General features: G+C 69.2%; 18 protein-coding genes, 1 tRNA gene and 1 other RNA gene. 11 read left to right on the top strand and 9 right to left on the bottom strand.

What is annotated here, in order from left to right; all coding sequences use genetic code 11:
- Positions 1–32: 32 nt before the first annotated feature.
- Entirely contained in the window at positions 33–1,058 is a 1,026-nt protein-coding gene (locus tag JOD52_RS14870) for a hypothetical protein (protein WP_204410846.1), read from the bottom strand.
- Positions 1,059–1,328: 270 nt separating this feature from the next.
- Here JOD52_RS14870 and JOD52_RS14865 point away from each other — a divergent pair, with 270 nt between their 5' ends.
- From JOD52_RS14865 to JOD52_RS14850, 4 genes are all read left to right on the top strand, one after another.
- Complete coding sequence (locus tag JOD52_RS14865) at positions 1,329–4,082, top strand: glycoside hydrolase family 31 protein (protein WP_239551920.1); 2,754 nt, start codon at positions 1,329–1,331, stop codon at positions 4,080–4,082.
- 7 nt (positions 4,083–4,089) lie between these two features.
- Complete coding sequence (locus tag JOD52_RS14860; protein ID WP_017823096.1) at positions 4,090–5,136, top strand: TRAP transporter substrate-binding protein; 1,047 nt, start codon at positions 4,090–4,092, stop codon at positions 5,134–5,136.
- Between the two features lie 86 nt (positions 5,137–5,222).
- Positions 5,223–5,747, top strand: a complete 525-nt coding sequence (locus JOD52_RS14855) for a TRAP transporter small permease (protein ID WP_204410844.1) — start codon at positions 5,223–5,225, stop codon at positions 5,745–5,747.
- The gene (locus JOD52_RS14850) at positions 5,744–7,048 is read left to right on the top strand and encodes a TRAP transporter large permease (protein WP_017823098.1); all 1,305 of its coding nucleotides are present in this window, start codon (positions 5,744–5,746) and stop codon (positions 7,046–7,048) included. The genes JOD52_RS14855 and JOD52_RS14850 overlap by 4 nt, the downstream gene beginning before the upstream one ends.
- A 277-nt stretch (positions 7,049–7,325) precedes the next feature.
- Here the strand turns inward: JOD52_RS14850 and JOD52_RS14845 are convergent.
- Together JOD52_RS14845 and JOD52_RS14840 are read right to left on the bottom strand one after the other, a co-directional pair.
- A tRNA-Ser gene (locus JOD52_RS14845) sits at positions 7,326–7,410 on the bottom strand.
- A 91-nt stretch (positions 7,411–7,501) separates the two neighbouring features.
- Positions 7,502–8,503, bottom strand: coding sequence for a LacI family DNA-binding transcriptional regulator (locus tag JOD52_RS14840; protein ID WP_017823099.1), 1,002 nt, complete (start codon positions 8,501–8,503; stop codon positions 7,502–7,504).
- A gap of 185 nt (positions 8,504–8,688) precedes the next feature.
- Here JOD52_RS14840 and JOD52_RS14835 point away from each other — a divergent pair, with 185 nt between their 5' ends.
- The 4 genes from JOD52_RS14835 (at position 8,689) to JOD52_RS14820 (ending at position 14,202) form a co-directional block, all read left to right on the top strand.
- The gene (locus JOD52_RS14835; RefSeq protein WP_204410842.1) at positions 8,689–10,380 is read left to right on the top strand and encodes an HAD-IA family hydrolase; all 1,692 of its coding nucleotides are present in this window, start codon (positions 8,689–8,691) and stop codon (positions 10,378–10,380) included.
- A 72-nt stretch (positions 10,381–10,452) separates the two neighbouring features.
- Entirely contained in the window at positions 10,453–11,472 is a 1,020-nt protein-coding gene (locus JOD52_RS14830) for a DUF8171 family membrane protein (RefSeq protein WP_204410840.1), read from the top strand.
- Positions 11,473–11,488: 16 nt separating this feature from the next.
- Positions 11,489–13,378: an ATP-binding cassette domain-containing protein gene (locus JOD52_RS14825; RefSeq protein WP_204410838.1), complete on the top strand. Its 1,890-nt coding sequence runs from the start codon at positions 11,489–11,491 to the stop codon at positions 13,376–13,378.
- Complete coding sequence (locus JOD52_RS14820; RefSeq protein WP_204410836.1) at positions 13,378–14,202, top strand: energy-coupling factor transporter transmembrane component T family protein; 825 nt, start codon at positions 13,378–13,380, stop codon at positions 14,200–14,202. Before JOD52_RS14825 ends, JOD52_RS14820 begins: the two co-directional genes overlap by 1 nt.
- 76 nt (positions 14,203–14,278) lie before the next feature.
- Here the strand turns inward: JOD52_RS14820 and JOD52_RS14815 are convergent, their stop codons facing one another.
- The 5 genes from JOD52_RS14815 to JOD52_RS14795 all read right to left on the bottom strand — a co-directional run bounded on the left by JOD52_RS14815 (position 14,279) and on the right by JOD52_RS14795 (position 18,542).
- Positions 14,279–14,914: a DUF3618 domain-containing protein gene (locus JOD52_RS14815; RefSeq protein ID WP_204410834.1), complete on the bottom strand. Its 636-nt coding sequence runs from the start codon at positions 14,912–14,914 to the stop codon at positions 14,279–14,281.
- A complete protein-coding gene (locus JOD52_RS14810; RefSeq protein WP_204410832.1) occupies positions 14,911–15,342 on the bottom strand; it encodes a phage holin family protein in 432 nt (143 codons plus the stop codon). The genes JOD52_RS14815 and JOD52_RS14810 overlap by 4 nt, the downstream gene beginning before the upstream one ends.
- A complete protein-coding gene (locus JOD52_RS14805) occupies positions 15,339–16,226 on the bottom strand; it encodes a hypothetical protein (RefSeq protein ID WP_204410830.1) in 888 nt (295 codons plus the stop codon). Before JOD52_RS14805 ends, JOD52_RS14810 begins: the two co-directional genes overlap by 4 nt.
- Before the next feature lie 441 nt (positions 16,227–16,667).
- Positions 16,668–16,775, bottom strand: a complete 108-nt coding sequence (locus tag JOD52_RS14800; protein ID WP_017823107.1) for a methionine/alanine import family NSS transporter small subunit — start codon at positions 16,773–16,775, stop codon at positions 16,668–16,670.
- 57 nt (positions 16,776–16,832) lie between these two features.
- Complete coding sequence (locus tag JOD52_RS14795) at positions 16,833–18,542, bottom strand: sodium-dependent transporter (RefSeq protein ID WP_204410829.1); 1,710 nt, start codon at positions 18,540–18,542, stop codon at positions 16,833–16,835.
- A gap of 199 nt (positions 18,543–18,741) precedes the next feature.
- Between JOD52_RS14795 and JOD52_RS14790 the strand changes: the two genes are divergently transcribed.
- A complete protein-coding gene (locus JOD52_RS14790) occupies positions 18,742–19,746 on the top strand; it encodes an aldo/keto reductase family protein (RefSeq protein WP_017823112.1) in 1,005 nt (334 codons plus the stop codon).
- Positions 19,747–19,901: 155 nt separating this feature from the next.
- Here the strand turns inward: JOD52_RS14790 and JOD52_RS14785 are convergent, their stop codons facing one another.
- On the bottom strand, positions 19,902–21,509 hold the full coding sequence (locus JOD52_RS14785) for an alanine/glycine:cation symporter family protein (protein ID WP_204410827.1): 1,608 nt from the start codon (positions 21,507–21,509) through the stop codon (positions 19,902–19,904).
- A 269-nt stretch (positions 21,510–21,778) separates the two neighbouring features.
- On the opposite strand from JOD52_RS14785, the gene ffs reads away from it, so the two are divergent.
- Both ffs and JOD52_RS14775 read left to right on the top strand, forming a co-directional pair.
- Positions 21,779–21,875, top strand: an RNA gene (gene ffs / locus JOD52_RS14780) — signal recognition particle sRNA small type.
- 523 nt (positions 21,876–22,398) lie between these two features.
- Complete coding sequence (locus tag JOD52_RS14775) at positions 22,399–24,687, top strand: nitric-oxide reductase large subunit (protein ID WP_204410825.1); 2,289 nt, start codon at positions 22,399–22,401, stop codon at positions 24,685–24,687.
- Positions 24,688–24,715: the final 28 nt, after the last annotated feature.

The raw sequence follows: 24,715 nt of genomic DNA, 5'->3' as shown, positions 1-24,715 counted from the left end.
CGCGCCGGGGCCGTCCAGGCCGTGTCCGCGGCTCACGCGACCTGCTCCGCCGGCACCAGCCAGGTGTTGCAGCGGGTGAGATCGCCCCCGGCCTCGAATCCCTGCCGAACCCAGTGCGCACGGGACTCCGGCGCGATGGTGGAGGTGGAGGCGTCAGCCGGGGTCCAGTGCTCCACGCTGGTGAGCATGTCCCGCACCTGCTGGGAGGGCTGCGAGGCCTCGGGTACGCGCATGCTCACCGCGCTCGCCAGGCACAGGTGCTGCAGCCAGTAGCGCCGATTCGCCTCCGCCTGCCGGTCCGGATCGTCCTTGAGCTTCGCGTCGAGCGCTCGGTAGTACGGCCACATCCCCGTGTTCCAGGTGATGCCGTTGAGGTAGTTGAGCGACAGGTCCCACAGGTACATGGTGGGGACCTTCGCCGGATCCTCCTGCTGTGCCCCGTACCCGGCGCCCAGCGGCCAGTAGAGGACCCCGTCGAGATTGCACTGACGCGGCGAGGTCTGCTCGAAGGTGTCCGGCTCGCACGGGGATTCCGGGATGTCCGGCCAGGTGTACACCTGGATCCTCGGCGGGATCCAGGGCAGGTTCCGGTCCGAGCTCGCGGTCGCCCATACCCGGTTCAGGCAGGCGCCGGCGGCGTCGAGGAGGGTCTGCAGCTGCTCGGCGTCGTGATCCACCGGTGTCGCCGGCAGCTCGCAGGTGCCGGTCGCCTCCATCGTGCCCTCGGTGAGGGGGGAGGCAGCCAGGATCGCCCAGACGTCATCGGCGCTGCCCTCGACCTCGTCGATCGGGGAGATGATCCTGTAGGTCGGGGCCTCCGCCGTGGGGGTCTCCGTGGTGGGGGTCTCGGTGGCCGGCGACGGCGTGGTGGTCTCGGGCTCCGGCGTGGTGGTGGGTCCTGCCGTCTGCTCGCCGCGGTCGGACAGCGCGAGGTAGGTGATCCCACCGCCGATCCCGAGCAGCAGCGTGAGGATGCAGCCCGAGGCCACCGTGATCAGGGCCCAGGGCTTCTTCGGCGGTGGCGCCTGGCCGTAGCCCCCTGAATCTGGTGCCGACATCACGTCCCCCTCCCATGCGCTGGCTCACACGAAGGATATCGGGGTGCCTGGGCTCGGGGGACGGTGTGCGGGCAGGTGGCGGAACGCTGCCGCTCGGAGCATGCGAAAGACCCCTGACTCGCGATCAGCATCGCAGGTCAGGGGCCTTTCGTTCGGCGGAGGATGGGGTGTGCGAGTTCACGACATCGTTGACAGCCCTGGGCAGGGCTCGTGCTGGTGATCGTTGACCGGTGAGTCGCGTCATCGTTGACGAACCGGGGGTCGTGTTCGTTGCGGACGGCAATCGATGACAATGCGCGGCAACCGGTGGAGCATGTCACAGTGACTCGACACCGTTGCTGTGTTCCCTGCGTTGCCCTGTGCCGAGACCGCCGAAGGAGTCGGAGAGCGATGCTCATCGCCCGTGCGCTGCAAGCCGTCTACACAGACGGCCCCTGGATCCGCCTGCTCACCAACGGGCCAGAGATCCGTTTGCTGCTGCTCACGCCCGAAGTGCTGAGAATCCGTGCCAGCTTCGACGGAGCCTTCGAGGAAGCCTCCTACAGCCTGGTCACCACCGCCTGGGAAGACCGCCTTGATCCCGTGCTTGGCGAGGAGCGCACTCGCGTCGATCCCCTCCCGCTCACGATCGACGCGGATGAGGACGACCACGTGCTGATCAGCGGCGGCCGACTCACCGTGCGTGTGGACCGCAACCCCTTCGCGATCACGGTGACGGATCAGGACGGCCAGGTGCTGCACCGCGACGTGCCGGGGATCGCCTGGCAGCAGGACACCAACAAGCGCGTGCTGCACTATGCCGTGGCCGGCGAGCACGACGCGTTCTACGGCTTCGGTGAGAGCACCGGGAGCCTGGACAAGTCCCGTCGCGCCCTGACGCTGAGCCCGAAGGACGCACTCGGCTTCGACCCCGAGAACTCGGATCCGCTGTACAAACACATCCCGGCCGGGATCCGCCTGGACCGCGCCACCCGGCGAGCCAGCGGCATGTTCTGGCACACGACGTGGGCGCTGGATCTGGATCTCGCGCGCGAGCACTCGAATTACTGGCCGCGCCGTACCCGCATGCGCGCCGACGGCGGGGACCTGGATCTGTTCGTCATCGCTGGCCCGTCGATCCGTGACGTCGTGCGGCGCATCACGATGCTCACCGGCCGCTCCGCCATGCTGCCGCGGCAGGCGCTGGGCTACCTCGCCTCGTCCATGTTCTACGCCGAACTGGATCGCGACTGCGACCAGGCGCTGCTGAACTTCATCGACACCGCGCGCAGCGAAGGCATCCCGGTGGACGGCTTCCAGCTCTCCTCCGGCTACACCACCCAGGACACGGCCGACGGGCCGAAACGCTGTGTGTTCACGTGGAACGATGACCGCTTTCCCGATCCCGAGGGGTTCTTCGCGTCAATGCGCGAGCGTGGCATCGTCGTCTCCCCCAATGTGAAGCCCGGCATCCTCGACGTGCACCCGCGCCTGAGCGAGTTCGCGAGTGCCGGCGTCCTCGTGCGCACAGCAGAGGGCACGCAGAGCGATGCAGGCGGGGCTAACGGCCCGGCTGGGGCAGATGGCTCCGCCGGACCCGACGGCTCTTCCGGAATCGACAACGCAGCGAACCATGCAGCCGACGCCGATGTCGCCCCCGACGCCGAGCGTGGCATGTGGTGGGGCGGCCCCGGCCGGTTCGTCGACTTCACGTCCCCAGCCGCCCGCGAGGCCTGGGCGACCTGGCTGCAGGAGGCCGTGCTCGACAAGGGCACGCTCTCGGTCTGGAACGACAACTGCGAGTACGACTCGATCGTGGATCAGGATGCCCGGGTCGACTTCGAAGGCCACGGCGCCACCATCGGCCGACTGCGCACCGTGATGGCGAACCTCATGTGCGCCACCACCCATGACGCGATCCGCGCCGTCGACCCCGACGCTCGCCCGTTCGTGGTGTGCCGTGCCGGGCACGCCGGCATCCAGCGGTACGCCCAGACGTGGGCGGGCGATAACTTCACCTCCTGGCGATCGCTGCAGCACAACATCGCCACGATCCTCGGGATGGGCTTGTCCGGTGTGGCCCATCACGGCTGTGACATCGGCGGCTTCGCCGGTCCACGGCCCGGCCCCGAGCTGCTGCTGCGCTGGGTTCAGCACGGCATCTTCCAGCCGCGCTTTTCCATCCACTCGGTCAACAGCGACAACACGGTCACTGAGCCGTGGATGCATCCGTCGGTCGCTCCGCTCGTGCGCGAGGCGATCCTGCTGCGCTACCGCCTCACGCCCTACCTGTACTCGCTGATGCGCCGCGCGTATGTCGAGGGTCTGCCGCTGATGGAGCCGATGGTCTCCGCTTTCCAGCAGGACCCGGCACTGGATACCACCAGCAGCGAGTTCATGCTCGGCGACGCCCTGCTGGTCGCGACCGTGCTCGAAGAGGGGGCGCGGACCCGCACCGTGCGTCTGCCTGCCGGGCGGCGTTTCCACGAGCTCGACACAGGACGCGTGCACGAGGGCGGGCAGGAGATCACCCTGGACGTGGACCTCTCCTCCATCCCGCTGTTCCTGCCCGATGGTGCGATCCTGCCGATCGCTGCCGAGCAGCCGATGAGTCTGACCGGCGCGGGACCCGAGAGTCTGCGAATTCTGTGCGCACCCCCGGCCGCTGCCGACGGCCCCGCCGAGTTCGTGCTCTACGAGGACGACGGCGCAACCCGCGGTTACGAGTGCGGCGACCTGCGCGAATCCACCATCACCGTCAATGGCGGTGACCGCATCGAGATCACACTGACACGCTCAGGCTCTTTCCGCAGCCCGCTCAGCCACGTGCAGTGGGAGGTGATCTGCCCGTCCAGTGCCCCGTACTGGGTGCAGATCGACGGTGAGCGCATTGACCAGGAGCTGCACCGCCCGCGCTTCGATGCGGCACGGCGGGCCTGGCACTACGACCCGGAGCTCGGCCGCGCCCTGGTGCGCATGCCGGACGACGGTGCCGACCACCGCATCGTGGTCAGCGTCGAGCCCTTCGACATGATCGGAATGTGAGATTGCGATGAACCACGCGCTCCCCACCCGGCGCCGCGCTCTGGCGCTCGCTGGCGCCGTTGGCCTCGGGTCGATGGCACTCGCCAGCTGCGGCGACCCCTCCCGGCAGATGACCAGTGCGGACGCCAGCAGCTCCGCACCGCTCACGCTGTCACTGGCCAACAGTCTGGACCCACAGCACGTGACGTCGAAGGCCCTCGCCGCCTTCGCGACTGAGGTGGAGGAGCGCAGCGAGGGCCGGCTGCGGATCTCCATGTTCGACAGCGGACAGCTGGGGAGCGAACCCCAGGTGCTCGGCCAGCTGCGCCAGGGCATCGTCGATATGACCCGCGTCGGCTCACCAGGGCTTGCCGCCTGGAACCCGGGCTACCACGCATTCGGACTGCCCTACGTGTTCGACTCCGAAGAGCACTACTACGCGGCGCTCGACTCCGACGCCATGCAGCGCTTCTTCACCTCGAATGAGGATGCTGGCCTGCTGGGCTTGACCTATTTCACCTCCGGCGCCCGCTCCTTTTATACCGGCAGCACCCCGGTGCGTACACCGGAGGATGCCGCCGGGTTGAAGATCCGCATCCAGGACATGCGCACACAGGTGCGGATGATGTCCGCGCTGGGCGCTTCCCCGATCGTCATGGCCTTCGGTGACATCTACACCGCCCTGCAGACCGGGCTGATCGACGGCGCCGAATCGAATGAGACCGCGCTGGACCAGTCCGGGCACGGCGAAGTAGCCAAGTGTTTCTCCCTCACCGAGCACACGCGCATCCCCGACCTGCTCACCATTGGCACGCCCGCCTGGGAGCGGCTGGATGAACAGGACCGCACCACCTTGCGGGAGGCCGCGCAAGCCGCCACCGAGAACCACAAGAAGGACTGGGCCACCAGTATCGAGGAGTCCTATTCCGCGGCGGCCGAGATGGGCGTGGAGTTCATCGAGGACATCGATCAGGAGGGCTTCCGGGAGGCAACCCGCGAGGTGGTCGACGAGTTCGGCGCGGACTTCCCCGAGGTGGCCGACGTTCTGGACATCATCGAGAAGGCACGAGGCTGAGGAGAGCTGGTATGAGAGGCATCGCAACCATCCGCCGCGGCCTCGCCACGGCCCTGCTGTGGAGCGCAGGCACACTGCTCGTACTCATGACCGTGCTGGTCATGATCCAGATCGTCACGCGCTACGCGCTGAACCAGCCCACCGCCTGGACCGAGGAACTGGTGCGATACGCCTTGATCTGGACGAGTTTCCTCGCGGCGTCGTACGCATTCCTCGAGCGTCGGCACATGGCGCTGTCGATCCTTCCGGACCGCTTGTCGGCCCCCGCCCGGCGCGGACTGACCCGCGCCGTGGACGTGCTGGTGCTGCTGTTCGCCGTGCTCGTGCTCGGTATCGGCGGTGTGATGCTGGTGCTGTCCTCGCTGGGCGATATGTCGGCGCTGCTGGGCATCTCCCGTGGCGCCGTCTACGCGATCGTCCCGATCAGCGGCCTGATGATTGCTCTTGCTCAGGTCACCGCCCTGCTGGACCCGTCGGCCGACGGCACGAGCAGCCAGGCAGCCGCGGCGACGCAGGCGACCCAGGCGACTAAGCCCTCAGCCGTCGCAGGCGATACCCGATCCACGGCGGATACCAGCCGTCCCTCGACACGGACGGAGGACAAGCGATGAGCGCCCTCGGTGCTGCCCTTCTGCTGTTCGGGCTGTTCTTCCTGCTGCTGTTCGCATCGGTCCCGATCTCCATTGCGATCGGCGTCTCGAGCTTCGTCACCATCGTCGCGGTGCTCGGCTGGAGCGACGCCACCTTCATCCTCGGGCAGCAGATGACCGGCGGCGTAGAGAGCTTCCCGCTGCTGGCGATCCCCCTGTTCATCCTCGCCGGCAACATCATGAACAGCGGCGGTATCGCGCGGCGCCTGATCGACCTGGCACTCGTGATCGTCGGTCGCGTGCCCGGCTCCCTCGCGCACACCAATGTGGTGGCGAACATGCTGTTCGGCGCCCTGTCCGGGTCTGCGGTGGCCTCCGCTGCCGCGATCGGTGGCACCCTGCACCGGCGACAGGAGGAGGAAGGGTATGACCCGGCGTTCTCGACCGCGGTGAACATCTCCTCCGCCTCCACCGGGCTGCTCATCCCGCCGACCACCGCAGCGATCGTCTACTCCACCATCGCCGGTGGCGTGTCCGTCTCAGCGCTGTTCATGGCCGGATACGTTCCCGGCATCCTCATGGGCCTCGTGGTGATCGCGGTGGCGACCGTGATCGCGCTGCGCCAGGGGCTGCGTGGCGGCGAGGGCGTTGGCCTACGGCAGGGGCTCATTGTGCTGCTGCGTGCCATCCCCTCGCTGCTGCTGATCATCATTGTGGTCGGGGGCATCGTGGCCGGCGTCTTCACCGCCACCGAGGGTGCAGCCGTCGCCGTCGTGTACTGCCTGGTGCTCTCCCTGATCTACCGGGCGCTGAACCGGGAGGCGATCGCGCGGATCATCCGCGACACCGTGAGCGCCACCGGCGTGGTGATGCTGCTCGTGGCCGCGTCCAGCGCGATGAGCTGGATCATGGCGTTCAGCGGGATCCCCGGGGCGATCACCGACGCCATGCTGTCGGTCGCTTCCTCCGGGCCGGTGGTAATCGCTCTGATGCTCATTGTGCTGCTGGCCGTGGGCACGTTCCTGGACATCACGCCGGCGATCCTCATCTTCACCCCGATCATGCTGCCCATCGCAGAGAGCGTAGGCATGGACCCGGTCCACTTCGGCATGGTGCTGATCATGGCGATGTGCATCGGCACCATGACCCCGCCGGTCGGGTCGGTGCTGTTCGTCGCCACCGGCATCACGGGGGTGAGCATCGAGCGGGTGGTGCCGCGCCTGCTGCCGTTCTTCGCCGCGCTTATCGCACTGCTGATCCTCATCGCGTACGTGCCCGCGCTGTCGCTGTGGCTGCCGGGGCTCACTGGCTCGCTCGAGTGATCCTGCACAGCCAAACCAGCACGGAAAACACCATCATCGCTGGTCACACGGCGCGGGATGGGGTGTGTGAGTTCACGACACAGCCCTGGGCAGGGATCGTGCTGGTGATCGTTGACCGGTGAGTACCGCACCGACCCCGGCCGGGACTACCAGCCCAAGCTCCCGCGAACCCACAGCACACCCACCCAGACACCCCGCCCCGGCCAGCCAGTGAACCCACGCAAAAAAGCCTGAGTCGCGACATCGTCTGTCAACGATGTCGCGACTCAGGACACGGCGGAGGATGGGGGATTTGAACCCCCGAGGGCGTTAACCCAACACGCGTTCCAGGCGTGCGCCATAGGCCGCTAGGCGAATCCTCCAGCGCTCATAGAGCGAGGTACAGATTACCTGACGCCTGCGATCAGCGCGAACCAGGACGGCGCAGGTCACATTCGGCATCCCGCGGACCGCCTACGACAGCAGCGCCGGCCCGGTACCGGTGGAGCCGCGCACCCGCAGCACCGGGGCGACCACACTCACCGCGTCGTGCGCCCGGCCCCGCCACCGCTCCTGCAGCATCTGGGCGGCGAGCCTGCCCATCTCCGATCGAGGCTGGTTCACGCTGGTCAGGTGCGGGCGCACCGTCAGGGCCACCGTCGAGCTGTCGTAGCCGACCACGCTCAGCTGCTCGGGCACCCGGATCCCACGATCGGCGGCGCGGTGCAGCACCGACACCGCGGCGATGTCGTTGGCCGCGAACACGGCCGTCGGGGCGTCAGGGTCCCCGCGGCGCAAGGCACGCAGCACCAGTTCCATGCCCTCCGCCGGGGAGTCGGGGCCGATCACCCGCGCCCGGTCCCGCAGCCCCAGGCGCTCCGCCTCGGCCAGGAACCCGGCGCGTCGGGAGGCCGGTCCGGGCCGCGTGGACAGCGTCACGTGGACCAGGTGCCGGTGCCCTCGTTCCACCAGGTGGCGCACGGCCAGCGCCGCCCCCGCCTCGTCATCGTTGCGCACGGTATCGGTGCCCGGGACCGCATCCTGCATGCGCCCGATCACCACCACCGGCAGCAGTGCCGCGGCCGCCTCGAGCGCCGTGGGGCTCAGCCAGGTCGTCACCGCGATCACGCCGTCCACCCCCAGGTCCAGCAGTCGCTGCAGCTGGCGCTCGAGGTGGGCGCTGTCGCGCCTCCCATGGGCGATCACCACCCCCGTGCCCTGCCGTTCGGCCTGCTCCTCGATCCCTGCGATCACATCGGTGTGGTACGGGTTCCCCAGGTCCGTGGGGAGCACCCCGATCAGCCCGCTGGTGCCCCGGCCGGCACGTCGGTACCCCACCGTCCGGGCCGCCGCCAGCACCGCCAGGCGCGTCTCGTGCCGCACGCCGGGCCGGTCGTTCAGCGCCATCGACGCAGTCGCGGAGGAGACTCCGGCTGCACGGGCGACGTCGGCGAGGGTGGGGCGGGAGCGCGGCATGGGCCACGTCTACCACCTGCCCGGCCGTCGGCATCCCCGGCCCGACGTGGGCATCTGAAGAGTTTCAGGTCCAGTGGCGAAGGTGTGTCACCGGGTTCACCCGGCGTTCACAAGCCGCCCCCCGGGCCCTCCTAGCGTGGGAGGTGCCGGCCCGGAGCGGGTCGGACCCCCTCGAACGGAGAGACGTGAGCACCGCGCCTTCCTTCCTCGCCGAGTCCCGCTCGGTCACCGCGCAGTCGGCTCCGGCGCCGGCTCTGCCCGCCCCTCGGGCCCTGCTGCTGGACTTCGGGGGCGTGGTCTTCTCCACCACCGCCCGTATGACCTGGGCCCGCGACCTGGCGACCCAGCTGGCCGCCCGCGGGCATGCGCTCGGCGCCGAGCTCGACGTCGCGCAGGTCGAGGCCTCGCTGCGGGCCGGCCGCACCGCCCTGTCCCTGTGGAAGAACGCCTCCTCGCGCCGGCAGGAGCCGCGCGAGCTGGACCCCCGGGAGATCGTCGGCGAGTTCCTGCTGGCCGACCTGCCCGCCCCCGTGCGCGCCGCCCTCGCCCTGGACGCCTCGGCGATCCTCGCGGCGATGGCACCGCTGGTGGCCGACCACCACGTGCGCCCCGGCATCCCGGCGCTGCTGGACCTCGCTCGGGAGCGCGGGCTGCGCCTGGGCATCGTCTCCAACGCCCACTCCGGTCGCGCCCACCGCCGGATCCTCGAGCAGCACGGCCTCGCCGACCACTTCGGCGTGCAGATCTACTCCGACGAGGTGGGGATCCGCAAGCCCCACCCCGGCATGATCCGCCTGGCCGCCGACGCCCTGGGTGTGCGACCCGAGGAGGCCTGGTACGTGGGCGACACCTTCGACCGGGACGTGGCCGCCGGCCGTCGGGCCCACGCCGGTGCCGTGGTGATCACCCGCGACCGCCGCACCGACAACCCCCCGTTCCACGTCTCCGACACCCCCGACCTGGTGCTCGAGACCCCCGAGGACCTGATCTACCCGCTGCGCGAGGCCCTCGATGCGGCCCCAGCCCCGGCCGTGCAGATGGCGGGGACGACCGTGCCGGACGCCGCGACCACCCGCCCGCGACCCGCTCCCGCCCGCCCCGCCCTGCTCCTGGACCACGGGGGCGTGATCACCGAGTCCTCCCCGAACCCGGAGCGGGACCGCGAGGTGGGCGGCATGATCCTCGCCCTCGCCGAGCGCATCGGCATCCAGCTCACCCTGGAGGATGCCGCGCAGGCCGTCGCCGATGGCTGGGACCGCCACCGCGCCCGCAAGCGCGAACGGGACGCCCTGGCCGATCCGGGCCACCGCCACGACGAGGTGGACCCCGCCGTCCTGTGGGGCGACCTGGTCGGGGCGGATCTGCCCGAGCCGCTGCGCGCCGTCCTGCGCCTGGAGGCCCCGCAGCTGTCCCTGGCCCTGCACCGCGCGAAGTCCCTGCCCGCCCCGCGCCCCGGCGTGATCGACCTGATCCGGTGGTGCGCCGAGAACGACGTCGTGGTCGGCATCGTCTCCAACACCATCTCCGGTCGTGGGGTGCGGGAGATCCTGGACCGCTACGGCGTGGGCCACCTGATCGGCCCCGCCGCCTACTCCGACGAGATCGGGGTGCGCAAGCCCGGCCGCGCCGTGTTCGACGCCGCGCTCGCGGGACTGGCCACCGACCGTGCCGACGTGGTCTACGTGGGCGACAAGGCCCTGAACGACGGCCGCGGCGGGAAGGACGCCGGCATCGGCACCGTGTGCCTGCTGCGCGGTGGCAAGGACCCCGATGCCGCCCTTGAGTCGGCCCTCGCCGCTGGTCACGCCGACCTGGTGCTCGACTCCCCGGCTGACCTCATCGACGTGCTCGCCGCCCGGCTCACCCCCGCCACCTGACCCGTCCTCCACCTGACCCGTCCTCCGTCCCGTACCCACTCCGCATCCCTTCTCTCACCCCAGGAGAACGCCATGTCCGTCCAGACCCCTGCGTCCACCCAGCCCCCGACGCCCCAGACCCCTCGCAGCTCCGATGGCGACCGGCGCCGCGGCACCCTGCGCGGCACCGTCGACGGCCTGCGCCGTATGGACCTGACCACGTCCCAGAAGCTGATGATCTTCGTGCTGTCGATGTCCCTGTTCGGGCTGTCGAACATCATCCTGGAGATCATCCCGGACCCCTCCATCGGCCCGGTCGACATCTCCGTCTCCTACATGGTGTTCGTGCCGCTGGCGATGGCGGCCCTGTTCTCCCCGTTCTGGGCGGCGCTCGGCGCCCCGCTGGGGGAGATCGTCTTCACCGACCTGCTGATGGGCGACTTCTCCGGCCTCGCCGAGGTGGAGGGCTACCTGCAGATGTTCCTGGCCGTCTACATCGCCGGCTCCCTGATCCGCAATCCCCGCAGCCGGCCCCAGATCTTCATCGGCGCGATCGTGCTGGTGCTGGTCGACAAGATCCTCTCGGCCGTGGTGGACCTGGCCAAGGTGTGGATCGGCGTGGAGGACGCCGAGTTCGTCGAGGGCCTGCCCGAGTCCGTCCTGACCCTGGAGGTCATCGGCCTGGGCGTGGACGTGCTGATGAGCGGCATCCTGCTGGGTGCCATCCCCGCCATGTGGCTGATCCCGGCGCTGCACGGGAAGATCGAGCCGCTGATGGGCATGCGTCCCCGCGTCCCCGGTGAGCCCATCCCCGGCCGCGCCCCGAGGACCCCGCTGTTCGTGGGCTTCGCGCTGCTGCTGGCCGTCGCCTCCTTCGGCTTCGCCTTCCTGGAGGCGTTCGACCTGAACGCCGGCGAATGGGAGCCGGACTTCCTGGACCAGCTCGGCAGCTGGTTCGTGGTGGTCCCCGTGGTCGCGATCGCGGTGGTGATGCTGGTGGCCATCATCCTGTTCCGCCTCTCCCGCACCGCTGCTGATACCGAACTGCCCACCGACCCGGAGCTGCCCACCGACCCGGGGCTGCGGGCCGAGTCCGACCAGCCGCAGCGCTGAGGGACCGGAGCCCGACGTGCACACCGCCGCCCCCACCCCGCCTGTCCCCGCCACTTCCGCCGCCCCCGCTGCCGACCCGGTGATCGTGGTCAAGGACCTCTCCTTCCGCTACCCCGGGACCGACCGCGACACCCTGCGCAACGTGGACCTCACCATCGAGCGGGGGGACTTCGTGGCGGTGGTCGGGGGCAACGGCTCCGCCAAGACCACCCTGTGCAAGACCTTCAACGGCCTGGTCCCGCACTACTGGAACGGGGACTTCGCCGGCCACGTCCACGTGGACGGGGTGGACACCTGGGACTCGTCGGTCGCCGAGCTGTCCAGCCGTGTCGGGTACGTCTACCAGGACTTCCAGAACCAGCTGGTGCGCCCCACGGTGCGCGACGAGGTCGCCTTCGGACCCTTGAACTTCGGTCACGAGGACTACCGCGAGCGCACCGAGGAGGCCCTGGAGCAGCTGGGCATCTCCCACCTGCGCGATCACTTCGTGTGGCAGCTCTCCGGCGGTCAGGCGCACCTGGTGGCGCTCGCCGCGGCGCTGGCGCTACGCCCCGAGGTGGTGGTGGTCGACGAGCCCGTGGCCGAGCTCGACCCCGCCCGGGCCCGCGAGATCTACCTGCGGCTGCGCGAGCTGAACCGCGAGCACGGCATCACCGTGATCGCGATCGAGCACCACGCGGAGTTCATCGCGGAGTTCGCCCGCTCCGTGGTGCTGATGGCCGACGGCGCCCCCGTGTGGCACCTACCGGTGCAGGAGGCGATGGACCGGCACAGTGAGCTGGAGGCCAACGGCATCCCCGCCCCGGACGCCGTGGCCCTCACCGCTGCGGTGGGTGCCGAGTCGGTGGCGCTGGACGTGGACAGTGCCGTACCGATGCTGAGGCCCCACGTGCAGGACCGACCGGCCCCGGTCGAGGCGCCTGTGGTTGCGCCCTCCGGCAGCGTCGCACTGCCAGGAGGCACCGCACTGTCAGGAGGCGACACCCCGTCAGGCGGGCTCGCCCCCTGCGATGAGGTCGTCGCCTCGCTCGTGGGTGTCAACCACGGCTACCGCACCGTGCGCGGCGATCTCGCGCCGGTGCTGGTGGACCTGGACCTCGACCTCCGTGCCGGGGAGCGCGTGGCCCTGGTGGGCACCAACGGCGCCGGCAAGACGACCCTGATGAAGCTGCTGACCGGCCTGATCGTGCCGCGCTCCGGCACCGTGACCGTCACCGGCATCGACACCCGCTCGCGCTCGGCCGCGCGCCTGGCCGACCGCGTCTCCTACCTGTACCAGCACCCCCAGCGGATGTTCCTCAAGGACACCGTGCGGGCGGACGTGGCCCTGTTCCCCACCGGCCGGCGGGTGCCCGGCGCCGAGGCCCTGGTGGACGAGGTGGTGGACCGGGTGGGCCTGGCACCCCTGGCCGAGCGCGATGGCCGCAGCCTCTCCGGCGGGCAGCAGCGACGCGCCACCATCGCGATCGGCCTGGCCATGCGCCCCTCCCTGCTGCTGTTGGACGAACCCACCTCCAGCCTGGACGTGCGCTCCCGCGACGACGTGATCGGGATGCTCGACTCCCTGTCCGACACGGTGCGCTGCGCGGTGGTGGCCAGCCACGACATGGAGCTGGTGGCCACCTGGGCCAGCCGGGTGATCGTGCTGGACCAGGGCCGCGTCCTGGCCGACCTCACCCCCCGCGAGCTGTTCTCCCGCCCGGAGATCACCCGGCAGGCACGCCTGGTGCCCCCGCAGGCCGCCCGCATCGCGCACCAGCTGGGCATCGAACCCCTCCCGCTGACCGCCGCGGAGCTGCGCGGACACCTGCAGCTCGCCGAGCCGCCCGACCACCAGGACCCCGACTCCGACTCCGCGCACGAGCCTGTGCCTGCGCCCGCCCTCGTCCTGGGAGGTCACCGCTGATGGCCCGCAAGACCCACGACGTGCTCAGCGTGGACTGGGTGCGCCTGGAACTGCTGCGCACCGCCTACTCCACCCGCGGCGGGATCTTCTCCCGGATGGATCCGCGGATGGTGCTGCTGTGGTACCTGATCCTCGCGATCGCCCCCTGGTTCACCCACAACCTCACCGTGCTGCTGGGCCTGTTCGGCCTGGGGGTGGTCTCGGTGGCGCTGGCCCGTGTGGGGCCACTGGTGCTGGGGCTGTTCGTGATCGGCCTGGGGGCCGACGTGATCGGTCTGTTCATCGCAGCGTTCCTGTTCGGTGGCGACCTCGACACCCTGGTGGCCCTGGCGGAGCTGAACCTCAAGCTGGGGGCGGTGTCGATGGCGTCGATGGCCGCGTTCGTGTCGCTGGACCCGGAGAAGCTCTCCGATGCCCTGCTGTCACTGCGCGCCCCGGAGCTGCTGGCCTTCGGCGTCAGCTACGGGTACCGCATGCTGCCGATCCTGGTGGACGAGTACGTGACGGTGTTCGAGGGGCAGCGCCTGCGCCACGCCCCGCCGCAGCGGCGCGGGATCCTGGGATGGCGCGTGATCCTGCAGTGGTGCACCCTGGCCGTGACGGCGTTCTACCCGATCATGCTGAACACGGCCAAGAACGTGCGCACCACCGTGGAGGCGCTGGAGACCCGCGGCTTCACCTACGGTGCGGCCAACCCGCGCGGGCGGTCCCTGCGCCTGGCGTACCTGAGGGTCACGGCCCTGGACGTGGCGGTGGTGGCCGCCTCGGTGCTGGCCGTCGCCGCAGCGTTCTGGCTCGGGGTGCAGTTCCCGCTGTACCGCTGAGCAGGCGCACCGACGGCCCGGGACCGCGCACCATCAGGCGGTGCGGGCCTCCGGGCCGTCGACGAGCAGGAGGGTGTCAGCCGTCCTGCGCGGTCTTGCGCACGTCCTCGGCGTTGCTCTTGGCCGAGTCGGTGACCTCGTCCTTCTGGATCTGCGCCTCGAGCTTCACGTTCTCGGCGCTGTCCTGAGCGGACTCCTTGACGTTCTGGGCAGCCTGCTGAGCGGGCTCCTTGAGCTCCTCGGCCACGTGGCGGGCCTGGTCCTTGACGTCGTCGAGGACCGGCTGTGCGCGATCCTCGAGGCGGGAGGCGAGCTCCTGCTCCTTCTGGGAGGCGGGCAGCAGCGAGGCCGCGAGCCAGCCCACGCCCAGGGCGATCAGGCCGGCGGCCAGGGGGTTGCCCTGGGTCTGCCGCTTGATCTGGTGGGGTGCCCGGCGTGCGGCGTCACCGGCGTCCTGCGCCGCGGACTGCACGCCGTGCTTGGCGCTGGATGCGGTGTCGGAGACGCTGGTGCCGACGCCGTCGGCCGTTCCCATCACGCGGTCCTTGACGCCGCCCACGGCGTCGCGCACGGCACCGCGGGCCTTGTCGACCTGGCGCTGGGCGACGTTGGAGGGCGTGACCTTCTCGGCCATGGCGTCCACGTCGTTGGACAGGTTGTAGCGGGTCCGCTCGATATCGGCACGGATCTCGTCAGGATGCTGCTGGTTCATCGCGGTTCCTTAGAGGGAGTAACGGCTTCGGGGACTTGCTTGAGGGTCTCGGCGGTCTGCGGAGCGCCCTCGATCTCGTCGATGTTCTTCTTGCCCACCACGGCGAGGATGACGGCCGGGATCGCCCACAGGATCGCGAGGATCACGCCGGCCCATGCGTAGCCGATGACGGTGCCGCCCAGGGCGGCCCACAGGGCGATGGACAGGAACAGCAGGACGAAGTGACCTGCCACACCGGCGCCGCCGAACATCCCGGCGCCCTTGCCCGCCTTCTTGGCGGAGATCGTCAGCTCGGCCTTGGCCAGCGCGATCTCCTGTCGGATCAGCGTGGACAGGTCCGTGGTGACCTTGGACATCAGGGTCCCCAAGGACTCCGTCTCCGCCCGGCGCTCGGCCTCGGTGGGTGGAGGGGTGTACTGGGAGCTCACCGGATGTCACCTCGCCCATCGGTCTCGGGCAGGCGCGGGGGCACCGGACGGGTCGGCTCGGCGGGGGGCACCGGAGCGTCGTAGGGGTAGCCCTGCTGACCGGGTGCGTTGTACCCCGGGGTGCCGGGGACCGCCTGGCCGACGGACGGGTCCACGGGGGTGGCCCGGTACTGGCCGTCGCCCGGGCCGTAGGAGCCCGCGGTATCGGTGCGGCTGGCCCAGACGTCCTGGTCGTCGTCGTCGGAGTGGACCTGAGCGACGGAGCGGGTGAGGCGCCCGGCTGCGAAGCCGAGGCCGGCGGCGATCGCCAGGAACGCGACGGGGCGACGGCGGGCGAAGCTCTTGACCTCGGTCAGCACGTCGGCCGGCTCGCGGTTCTCCAGCCAGTCGGCGAGGGCGCCGGTGCGGTCGGTGACCTGCTGGGCCAGATCGGTGGCCAGGCCGTCCTCGGGCTTCTCGCCGCGGGACATCCGCGCCAGGTCGTCGGTGAAGGTGCGCACCGTGCCGGCGGCGCGGTTGAGCTGGTCGGAGGCCTGGGTGCTGAGGGTCGAGGAGGTCTCGTCCCAGAGCTTGCGTCCCTCGCGCACGGCATCGTCCTTCACGCTGAGGGCCTCGTCCTTGGCGGTGCCGGCCACAGCGCCGCCTGCCTGCTTGGTGTCCTCGGCGACGTTGCGTGCGGAGTCCTTGGCCTGCTGGCCGGTTCCACTCTTGTCGTCGCCGTGGGGGACGGGTGGCGGGGGCACCGCGGTGCCCTGCACGCCGGGGCCGGGGATTCCCTGGCCCTCCACACCACCGGACGTGGTGCCGGGCGCGCCCGGGGTGGGCGGCTGGTTCCACGGCTCCCCGCGGTGGGTCTGGTCCTGGTCACGGTAGGGATCGGTCATGACATACCTCCCGGGTCTCGAAACGCACACCGGTTGTGTGGGCGCCATGACCCCACCCTAGGCGGGAGCGTGTGATGTTGCAGAATCGTAAGCCTAAACGGTCGGTAGGTGCGGAGCGCTGTCGTATAATCGCGCGATTTTCCGCGCTTATTCGCGCGTCACCCCTCCCGGGGTCGCTCACTCCTTCGCCTTCTCCTCCACATTTCGCGCTGGCCAGCGGTGATGTGAGCCGTAGCGCTTGTGACGACGCGGGCGCACCCTTGCCGGGTGACCGCTGTGCCCGACTTGGGAAGTTGGTCCCTGGTCCGTGTCGGATCGTCCCGATCCATGACCAACCGGTAGACCTAGGTCACATCCGGGGCTTTCGAGCGATGCCGCGGACATGGTCGAGGCCCCCGACCGTGGCGCGGGCGCAACGGTCAGGGCCTCGAGCAGTGCTGGTCAGACGTCGCTCTCGGGGTGGCGCATGATGTTCAGCACCGCGGCCACGAGTCCTCCCCACACGGTGAGGATCGAGACGGCCATCATGACGATCGCGGAGACGGACATTGACTCCTCCTGGAGTTCGGGAACAGTAGAGAGGTTGGGTGCCTGGGAATACGGGCCTCAGGAACGGCCGTCCTGTGGCCCGGCCGGGCGCAGCTGGTGGGGGGTGGCCACGCCATGGCCGGACAGGCCGGTGCCAGGGACCACGGGCGGTGCCAGTTCATCCCCGTCGGAGTCCGGCCGGTTCAGGTTCGAGTCGCGGGGCCAGGGCAGCAGGGACAGCACCACGCCGCCCACCACCAGGCTCAGTGCCATCAGCCAGCCGAACACGATGTTGAACCACAGCGGGTAGCCGGAGTAGGTGCCCTCGCCGCCGATCAGGTCGATGGTGGAGGCGATCAGCGAGACGCCCAGCACGATCGGCACGATCACCGCCACGCAGACGGTCCATCCCATGCCCAGGCGGAAAGAACCGCGCAGGTTCAGGTGGTCGCGCAGTGTGGGCAGGGCCCGCACCAGGTAGACCAGCGCCACGGTGCTCACCAGGGCGGCACCGACGATGCCGTACTGGTTGACCCAGTTGTCCATCACGTCCAGCAGGGCAAGGCCCATGGTGGTGGGGAACACCGCGATCGAGAACAGGCCCAGCGGGACCGTCACCAGCAGCGTGGCCGGCACGCGGGAGAGCCCGAACTTGTCGCCGATCGCCGAGATGACGACCTCCACGATCGAGACCAGTGAGGTGAAGCCGGCCAGCACCAGGGAGCCGAAGAACAGCACGCCGATCAGTGCACCCCCGGGGGCCTCGCCGATGATGGCGGGAAAGGCGATGAACGCCAGGCCGATGCCGGAGGAGACCACCTCGTCGACCGCGACGCCCTGCGCCTGGGCCATGAAGCCCAGCGCGCTGAACACGCCGATGCCGGCCAGGATCTCGAAGCTCGAGTTGGCGAAGCCGACCACCAGGCCGGAGCCGGTGAGGTCGGTGTTCTTCTTCAGGTAGGAGGCGTAGGTGAGCATGATGCCGAACGCCACCGACAGGGAGAAGAAGATCTGGCCGTAGGCCGCGACCCACACCCCCGGGCTCAGCAGCGCGCCCCAGTTGGGCCGGAAGAGGGCGTTCAGGCCGGTGAAGGCGCCGGGCAGCATCATGGCCCGCACCACCAGGATCACGAACATGATCACCAGCAGCGGGATGAATATCATCGCGGACTTGGAGATGCCGTTGTGCACACCCAGCACCATCACCAGCACGATGGCCACCCACACCAGGATGCAGGTGATGAGCACGGGTGGGACGTAGTCGAAGGCGACGGTGACGTCGGCCCCTTCGAGGGCCCGGGTGAAGGAGCCGAAGAAGGCGCCGGGGTCGTCGCCCCAGCGGGTGTCGACGGAGAAGACGGTGTAATTGGCGGCCCACGCGATGATGAGCGCGTAGTACACGGCGATGACCACGCAGATCAGCACCTGCCACCAGCCGATGAACTCGGTCCAGCGGGTCAGGCGGCGCCATGCCATCGGGGGTGAGCCCCGCCAGCGGTGGCCGATCGCGTAGTCGATGAACAGCAGGGGGATGCCGGCGGTCAGCAGGGCCACCAGGTACGGGAGGATGAATGCGCCGCCGCCGTTGTCGTAGGCCACGGCGGGGAAGCGCCAGATGTTCCCCAGGCCCACGGCGGATCCGATGGCCGCGAAGATGAACGCGGTGCGGCCCGAGAAGGCGCCGCGGTCGGCGCGGGGTGCGCCGCCGGTGCCGGTGCCGGGAGTGGGTCCTGTGCCGGGGGCTGGGCCTTTGCCGGGGGAGGGGGAGGAGGGGTGCGAGGTGCTCATGGTTCGCTTTCGGACTGTCGGGTCGGGGAAGCGCGCAGGCCCGTGGGGGACGGGCCTGCAGGGTGGCCGTATCCTAGGTCACACCCGGTGGGTCTGCCACGGGGGTCCGCACCGTGGTCCCCGGTGCACGAGGCCCTCCTCCTGGGGCAGCGGGTATGGCCCCTTCTGGAGGGGCAGGCGCTCGCCGTAGTGTTTCCACATGGAACACCGACACCTCGGCCGCAGCGGCCTCAAGATCAGCGAGATCATCTACGGCAACTGGCTCACGCACGCCTCCCAGGTGGAGGACGAGCGCGCCACCGCCTGCGTGCGGGCCGCTCTCGACGCCGGTATCAGCACCTTCGACACCGCCGACACCTACGCCAACACCGCCGCGGAGGTGGTGCTCGGTGAGGCCCTGAAGGGCGAGCGTCGCGAGTCGCTGGAGATCTTCACCAAGGTGTACTTCCCCACCGGCCCCAAGGGCCACAACGACACCGGCCTGTCCCGCAAGCACATCCGCGAATCGATCGACGGCTCCCTGCGCCGCCTGCAGACCGACTACGTGGATCTCTACCAGGCGCACCGCTACGACTACGCGACCCCGCTGGAGGAGACCATGCAGGCCTTCGCCGAGGTGGTCCACGCCGGCAAGGCCCTGTACATCGGCGTCTCCGAATGGAACGCCGACCAGATCCGCGCCGGCCACCAGCTGGCCCGCGATCTGGGCATCCAGCTGGTCTCCAACCAGCCCCAGTACTCCATGCTGTGGCGCGTGATCGAGGAGCGCGTGGTGCCCACCTCGCAGGAGCTGGGCGTCTCCCAGATCGTGTGGTCGCCCGTCGCCCAGGGCATCCTCACCGGTAAGTACCAGCCCGGTGCCGAACCGCCGGAGGGCTCCCGCGCCCGGGACGAGAAGGGCGGCGCCGACATGATCAAGCGCTTCCTGAACGACCCCACTCTCGAGGCGGTCCAGGGCCTGCGCCCCATCGCCGAGGAGCTGGACCTCACCATGGCTCAGCTCGCCGTGGCCTGGGTGCTCACCAACGACAACGTGGCCGGCGCCATCATCGGCGCTTCCCGCCCCGAGCAGGTCACGGAGAACGTGAAGGCCGCCGGGGTGCGCCTCGAGGCCGACGTCATGGCCCGCATCGACGAGGTCCTTGGCGACCTGCCCGAGACGGATCCGGCCAAGACCGTCTCGCCCGCACAGCGCTTGGCCTGACGGCCCACACAGAGCCCGCCCTGAGGTCGGGAGCCGCAGCTCCGTCTGGCCCCACACAGCGAACGACCCGGCCCATGCGGACCGGGTCGTTCGTCGTCGGGGGAGGGGCGGCGCCGTGCGGGTCGGCATCGCCGAGCGCGGCGCCGCCTCCCGGGTCAGGCGCTGTGCGAGCCCGGTCCGCCCGCAGGGCCGTAGCCGTCGGGGCGGGCGGCCTGATCGGCGGCCTGCTCCTTCACGTCGGCCCCGGTGCGGCCCTGGAGGGCGAGGCCATCGGCCCGGTGCTCCCAGAACTCGGCGCCGTGGATGCCCAGCGCGCGGGGATCGAACTGCGGGTCGATCCCCTGCTTCTTCTGCTGGTAGTAGTCCTTCAGTGCCTTCAGCGCGGGGACCTGGACCACCAGGATGCCCACGATGTTCAGCCAGGCCATCGAGCCCACACCGATATCGCCCAGGCCCCAGGCGGAGCCGGCGGAGGTCACGGCGCCGTAGGCGACGGAGATGAGGACCAGGCCCTGCAGGAAGCGGATGATCGCGCGGCGCAGCAGGGGGTTCCGGAGGCGGCGGGCGAGGTACACCACGTTGACCTCGGCCATGTAGTAGTACGCGACGATCGTGGTGAAGGCGAAAAACGCCAGCGCGATCGCCACGAAGCTGGCACCCAGGCCGGGGGCGAAGGTGTCGAATCCTGCCTGGACGAAGCCGGGGCCGGGCTCGACGTCCTGGCCGAGCTCACCCACGTACAGCGGGTCGCCCTCGGCCGGGAAGGTCTCGTCCTGGAACACCGTGTACATGTCGGTGGAGATGATGATGAACGCGGTGGCGGTGCACACGAACAGGGTGTCGATGTACACGGAGAAGGCCTGCACGAAGCCCTGCTTGGCCGGGTGGGATACCTCGGCGGCGGCAGCGTGGTGCGGGCCGGTGCCCTGACCGGCCTCGTTGGAGTAGATGCCGCGCTGCACGCCCCACTTGATGGCCAGGCCGATGATCGCGCCGTAGATGGCGTGCATGCCGAAGGCGCCGGAGAAGATCTCTCCGAACACGTGGGGGATCTGGTCGAAGTTCACGAAGAACACCAGCAGCGCCGCGAGGATGTAGAGGATCGCCATCGGCGGGACCACGTAGGCGGCGAACATGGCGATGCGCTTGACGCCGCCGATCACGATGAAGGCCAGCAGGATGACCATGCCGATGGCGGTGGCCCAGGTGGGGACGCCCCAGGCGCTGTTCATCGCGGAGGAGAGGCCGTTGGCCTGCACGCCGGGCAGGAAGAAGCTCATGGCGAAGATCGTGGTGATGGCGAACAGGACGCCGAAGGCGAGGGAGAGACCGGGTGCCTTGTGTCGGTAGGCCTTCTCGAAGTAGTAGGCCGGGCCACCGCGGTACTCACCGGTGTCCGGGTCCTTCTCCTTGTAGATCTGTCCCAGGGTGGACTCGATGAACGACGTGGACGCGCCGAGGAAGGCCACGGTCCACATCCAGAACACGGCGCCGGGGCCGCCGAAGGCGATCGCGGTGGCCACACCACCGATGTTGCCCATGCCCACGCGGTTGGCGAGCGACATCATCAGCGACTGGAACGAGGAGGTGCCGTCGACGGACTTCTCACCGCCGATGAGCTGCTTGATCATGTCGGGAAGGCCGCGCAGCTGCACGAACCCGGTGCGGATCGAGAAGTACAGGCCGGCGAGGAGACACAGGGCGACCAGGGGGATCGACCAGATCACCCCATTGGTGGCACTGATCATGTCGGCGAAACTCATGGAACTCTCCTGGGGGACAGAGGGGGACGGGGACTGCGGGGCACAGCGATGACGGCGACAGCACCGCCGTGTGAAGGGGATCACGGCTTTGTGCTGTTGGGGACAGTAGTCGACACGGTGACAGGAAACCGGGTGATCCCCGTTCCGTTGCAGTGTCGTTACCTAAGGCCTCACGCCCGGGGGCTGAACCGGCCGCTGAGCTGAACCACGCGCTGAGCGGCATACCGCACACCGCCTCGAACCTTGCGGCCGGGACCGCTACACTCGTGGGCGACCCCTCGTGTGGTGTCATCTCGCTGAACTCCCCCAGGGCTTGACGGCAGCAAGGGCAGGCGGGCTCTGGCAGGTGCACGGGGGGTCACTTCATGCCCGCGACCAGCCCGCGACCAGCCCCGCGGACTGTGCGCCGGCCCTCGCCTTCGATGCCGAAGCGGCGTAGCGTGACCTGCACCGCAGGCCGCCGACCGCCCGCGAGATCCGGCCTCGACCACCTGCATCCCGGCGGGACGCGGGAGTGACGACGAATGTCGCTCCAACGCCCCGTAGTCCCCATCGTGCCGTCATCCATCGCGCTGCCGCCCCTGTTCAGGGCGCGGCCATCTGGTCATTCCACGCGCGATCGGGTGCACTATTCGCACCACCCGGACATTTCCGTGGACGAGTGTCCGAAATGTGTTCCACGATATCAGATGCTGTGCGTCGAGAATTCATCCTGTTACTTGATCTGCATCATTCACAGGACAGTGTCGACGCCTGTAAGAGCGCCCGAAAAGACCACCTGACCTGCTGTGATGGTTGCTTGACGCGCCCTGAGAAACCTGAGTACTCTCCGAGAAGCTGTCGACCGGAATCCCTCCGAGTCGCATCCTCGACAGAACGGATCACTGGCATGAGTGTGATAGAGAAAAGTGATCAGAAGCGCACCGGTTCGGAAATTGCCATCTCCAAGGGCTGGGTGCAGGGCGTCGCACTCGTGCTGGTGTTCGGGTTCTTCGTGATGGGCGTCCTCGCCTACCGCACCTACACGCACTCCATGCCCCTGCCCCAGCAGGTGGTCAGCGAGGACGGCGAGGTGATCTACACCCAGGAGCAGATCACCAGCGGACAGAACATCTTCCTGTCCCGCGGCATCCAGCAGTACGGCTCGATCGTGGGCCACGGCGCCTACCTGGGCCCGGACTACACCGCCGAGTACCTGCGGCTCAGCACCGAGCACATCCGCGAGCAGCTCGAGGCGCAGGGCGTGCAGGAGCCGGCGGCCGCCACCTCCGAGATGCAGCGCACCAACCGGTACGACGAGGAGACCGGGACCCTGGTGCTCACCGACGAGCAGATCAGCGCCTTCGAGGAGCTGAAGGGCTACTACGGGGACTTCTTCGGCGACCCCACCACTGCGAACGGCCTGATCCCCAACGCCATCACCGATGAGCAGGAGATCCACGACCTCACCGCCTTCTACGCCTGGACCGCGTGGGCCAGCGCCGCCGAGCGCCCGGGCCTGGACTACTCGTACACCAACAACTGGCCGGCCGAGCCGCGCGTGGACAACCACCCCACCGCCGACATCCTGGTGTGGTCCGCGATCTCCCTGGTGGCCCTGCTGGGCGGGCTGGGCATCCTGTTCGCGATCTTCGGCCGCTGGAGCAACAAGCTGGGCTGGAAGGGCAACGACACCACGGCCCTGAAGTTCCTCCAGCCCGGCGAGGTGGGCATCACCAAGGCCCAGAAGTCCACCGCCTGGTTCTTCCTGGTCGTCTCCCTGCTGTTCCTGATCCAGGCCACCGTGGGCGCGTCCGTGGAGCACTACCGGGTCGAACTGCAGGGCTTCTTCGGCTTCGACCTGGCCCAGATCTTCCCGTTCAACCTGGCCCGCACCTGGCACGTGCAGCTGTCGCTGCTGTGGACGGCCGCGTCGTTCCTGGCAGCCGCGATCTTCCTGGCGCCGATCATCGCCGGACGAGAACCCAAGGGGCAGCACCTGCTGTCCTACGGCCTGCTCGGCGCGGTCGCCCTGGTGGTCGTGGGCATGTTCGGCGGCACCGCGATCAGCATCTACGGCCCCGAATGGGCGAAGGACTCCCCGTTCTTCTCCCAGCAGTGGGAGTACCTCGACCTGCCGCGCGTGTTCCAGGTGCTGCTGGTGATCGGCCTGTTCCTGTGGTTCATCATCATCTTCCGGGCGATCCGCTCGCGGCTGCGCACCGAGTCGAAGTTCAACATGCCCTGGCTGTTCGCCTACGCGGCCCTGGCCATCCCCGCCTTCTACGCGGTGGGCCTGCTGGCCACCAACGAGACCCACCTGACCGTCGCGGAGTTCTGGCGCTTCTGGGTGGTGCACCTGTGGGTGGAGGACTTCCTGGAGCTGTTCACCACCGTGATGGTGGCCTACCTGTTCGTGATGCTCGGCGTGGTGCGCCGCAAGATCGCCATCCAGATCATCCTGCTGGACGTGATCCTGTACTCCGCCGGCGGCGTGATCGGCACCATGCACCACCTGTACTTCTCCGGCACCCCGGTGGAGCACATGGCCCTCGGTGCGGTGTTCTCCGCCCTGGAGGTCATCCCGCTGACGTTCCTGACCGTCGAGGCGTGGACGTTCCTCCAGCTCGGGGCACGCCAGGAGTCCCGGTCCAGCGCCCCGTTCCCGCACCGCTGGGCGGTCATGTTCCTGGTGGCCGTGGGCTTCTGGAACTTCCTGGGCGCCGGTGTGTTCGGCTTCCTGGTGAACCTGCCGATCGTCTCCTACTACCAGATCGGCACCTCCCTGACCGCGAACCATGCGCACGGCTCGATGATGGGCGTGTACGGAATGATGGCCGTGGGCCTGGCACTGTTCGCCCTGCGCTACATCATCAAGCCCGATAAGTGGCCCGAGAAGCTCGCCAAGATCTCCTTCTGGTCGCTCAACATCGGCCTGGCCTGGATGATGTTCGCGACGCTGCTGCCGCTGGGCGTGCTGCAGCTGTGGGCGTCGGTCAACCAGGGCTACTTCGAGGCCCGCACCCTGGGCTACCTCTCCAACCCCGGCAACGTGGCGCTGGAGTGGATGCGGATGCCCGGTGACGTGCTGTTCCTGATCGGCGGGATCCTGCCCTTCGTGTACATCGCCTGGCTGGGTGAATATTCGCCTCGCTGGGGTCCGCTGATCGAGGGTTCGGGTGCCACGTCGCTGCCGTAGCGGTGGCGTCGTTCGGGACCACCAGTGG

It is taken from the genome of Brachybacterium muris, assembly GCF_016907455.1.
GTDB classification, from domain to species: Bacteria; Actinomycetota; Actinomycetes; order Actinomycetales; family Dermabacteraceae; genus Brachybacterium; species Brachybacterium muris.
This window is presented reverse-complemented; position numbering and strand designations above follow the sequence as displayed.

What these genes read in the sequence shown, in the direction of transcription:
- JOD52_RS14805 (WP_204410830.1), bottom strand. Translation starts at nt 16,226, where the DNA reads ATGACCGATCCCTACCGTGACCAGGACCAGACCCACCGCGGGGAGCCG.
- JOD52_RS14820 (WP_204410836.1), top strand. Translation starts at nt 13,378, where the DNA reads ATGGCCCGCAAGACCCACGACGTGCTCAGCGTGGACTGGGTGCGCCTG.
- JOD52_RS14775 (WP_204410825.1), top strand. Translation starts at nt 22,399, where the DNA reads ATGAGTGTGATAGAGAAAAGTGATCAGAAGCGCACCGGTTCGGAAATT.
- JOD52_RS14795 (WP_204410829.1), bottom strand. Translation starts at nt 18,542, where the DNA reads ATGAGCACCTCGCACCCCTCCTCCCCCTCCCCCGGCAAAGGCCCAGCC.
- JOD52_RS14800 (WP_017823107.1), bottom strand. Translation starts at nt 16,775, where the DNA reads ATGTCCGTCTCCGCGATCGTCATGATGGCCGTCTCGATCCTCACCGTG.
- JOD52_RS14785 (WP_204410827.1), bottom strand. Translation starts at nt 21,509, where the DNA reads ATGAGTTTCGCCGACATGATCAGTGCCACCAATGGGGTGATCTGGTCG.
- JOD52_RS14815 (WP_204410834.1), bottom strand. Translation starts at nt 14,914, where the DNA reads ATGAACCAGCAGCATCCTGACGAGATCCGTGCCGATATCGAGCGGACC.
- JOD52_RS14840 (WP_017823099.1), bottom strand. Translation starts at nt 8,503, where the DNA reads ATGCCGCGCTCCCGCCCCACCCTCGCCGACGTCGCCCGTGCAGCCGGA.
- JOD52_RS14870 (WP_204410846.1), bottom strand. Translation starts at nt 1,058, where the DNA reads ATGTCGGCACCAGATTCAGGGGGCTACGGCCAGGCGCCACCGCCGAAG.
- JOD52_RS14850 (WP_017823098.1), top strand. Translation starts at nt 5,744, where the DNA reads ATGAGCGCCCTCGGTGCTGCCCTTCTGCTGTTCGGGCTGTTCTTCCTG.
- JOD52_RS14855 (WP_204410844.1), top strand. Translation starts at nt 5,223, where the DNA reads ATGACCGTGCTGGTCATGATCCAGATCGTCACGCGCTACGCGCTGAAC.
- JOD52_RS14830 (WP_204410840.1), top strand. Translation starts at nt 10,453, where the DNA reads ATGTCCGTCCAGACCCCTGCGTCCACCCAGCCCCCGACGCCCCAGACC.
- JOD52_RS14860 (WP_017823096.1), top strand. Translation starts at nt 4,090, where the DNA reads ATGAACCACGCGCTCCCCACCCGGCGCCGCGCTCTGGCGCTCGCTGGC.
- JOD52_RS14790 (WP_017823112.1), top strand. Translation starts at nt 18,742, where the DNA reads ATGGAACACCGACACCTCGGCCGCAGCGGCCTCAAGATCAGCGAGATC.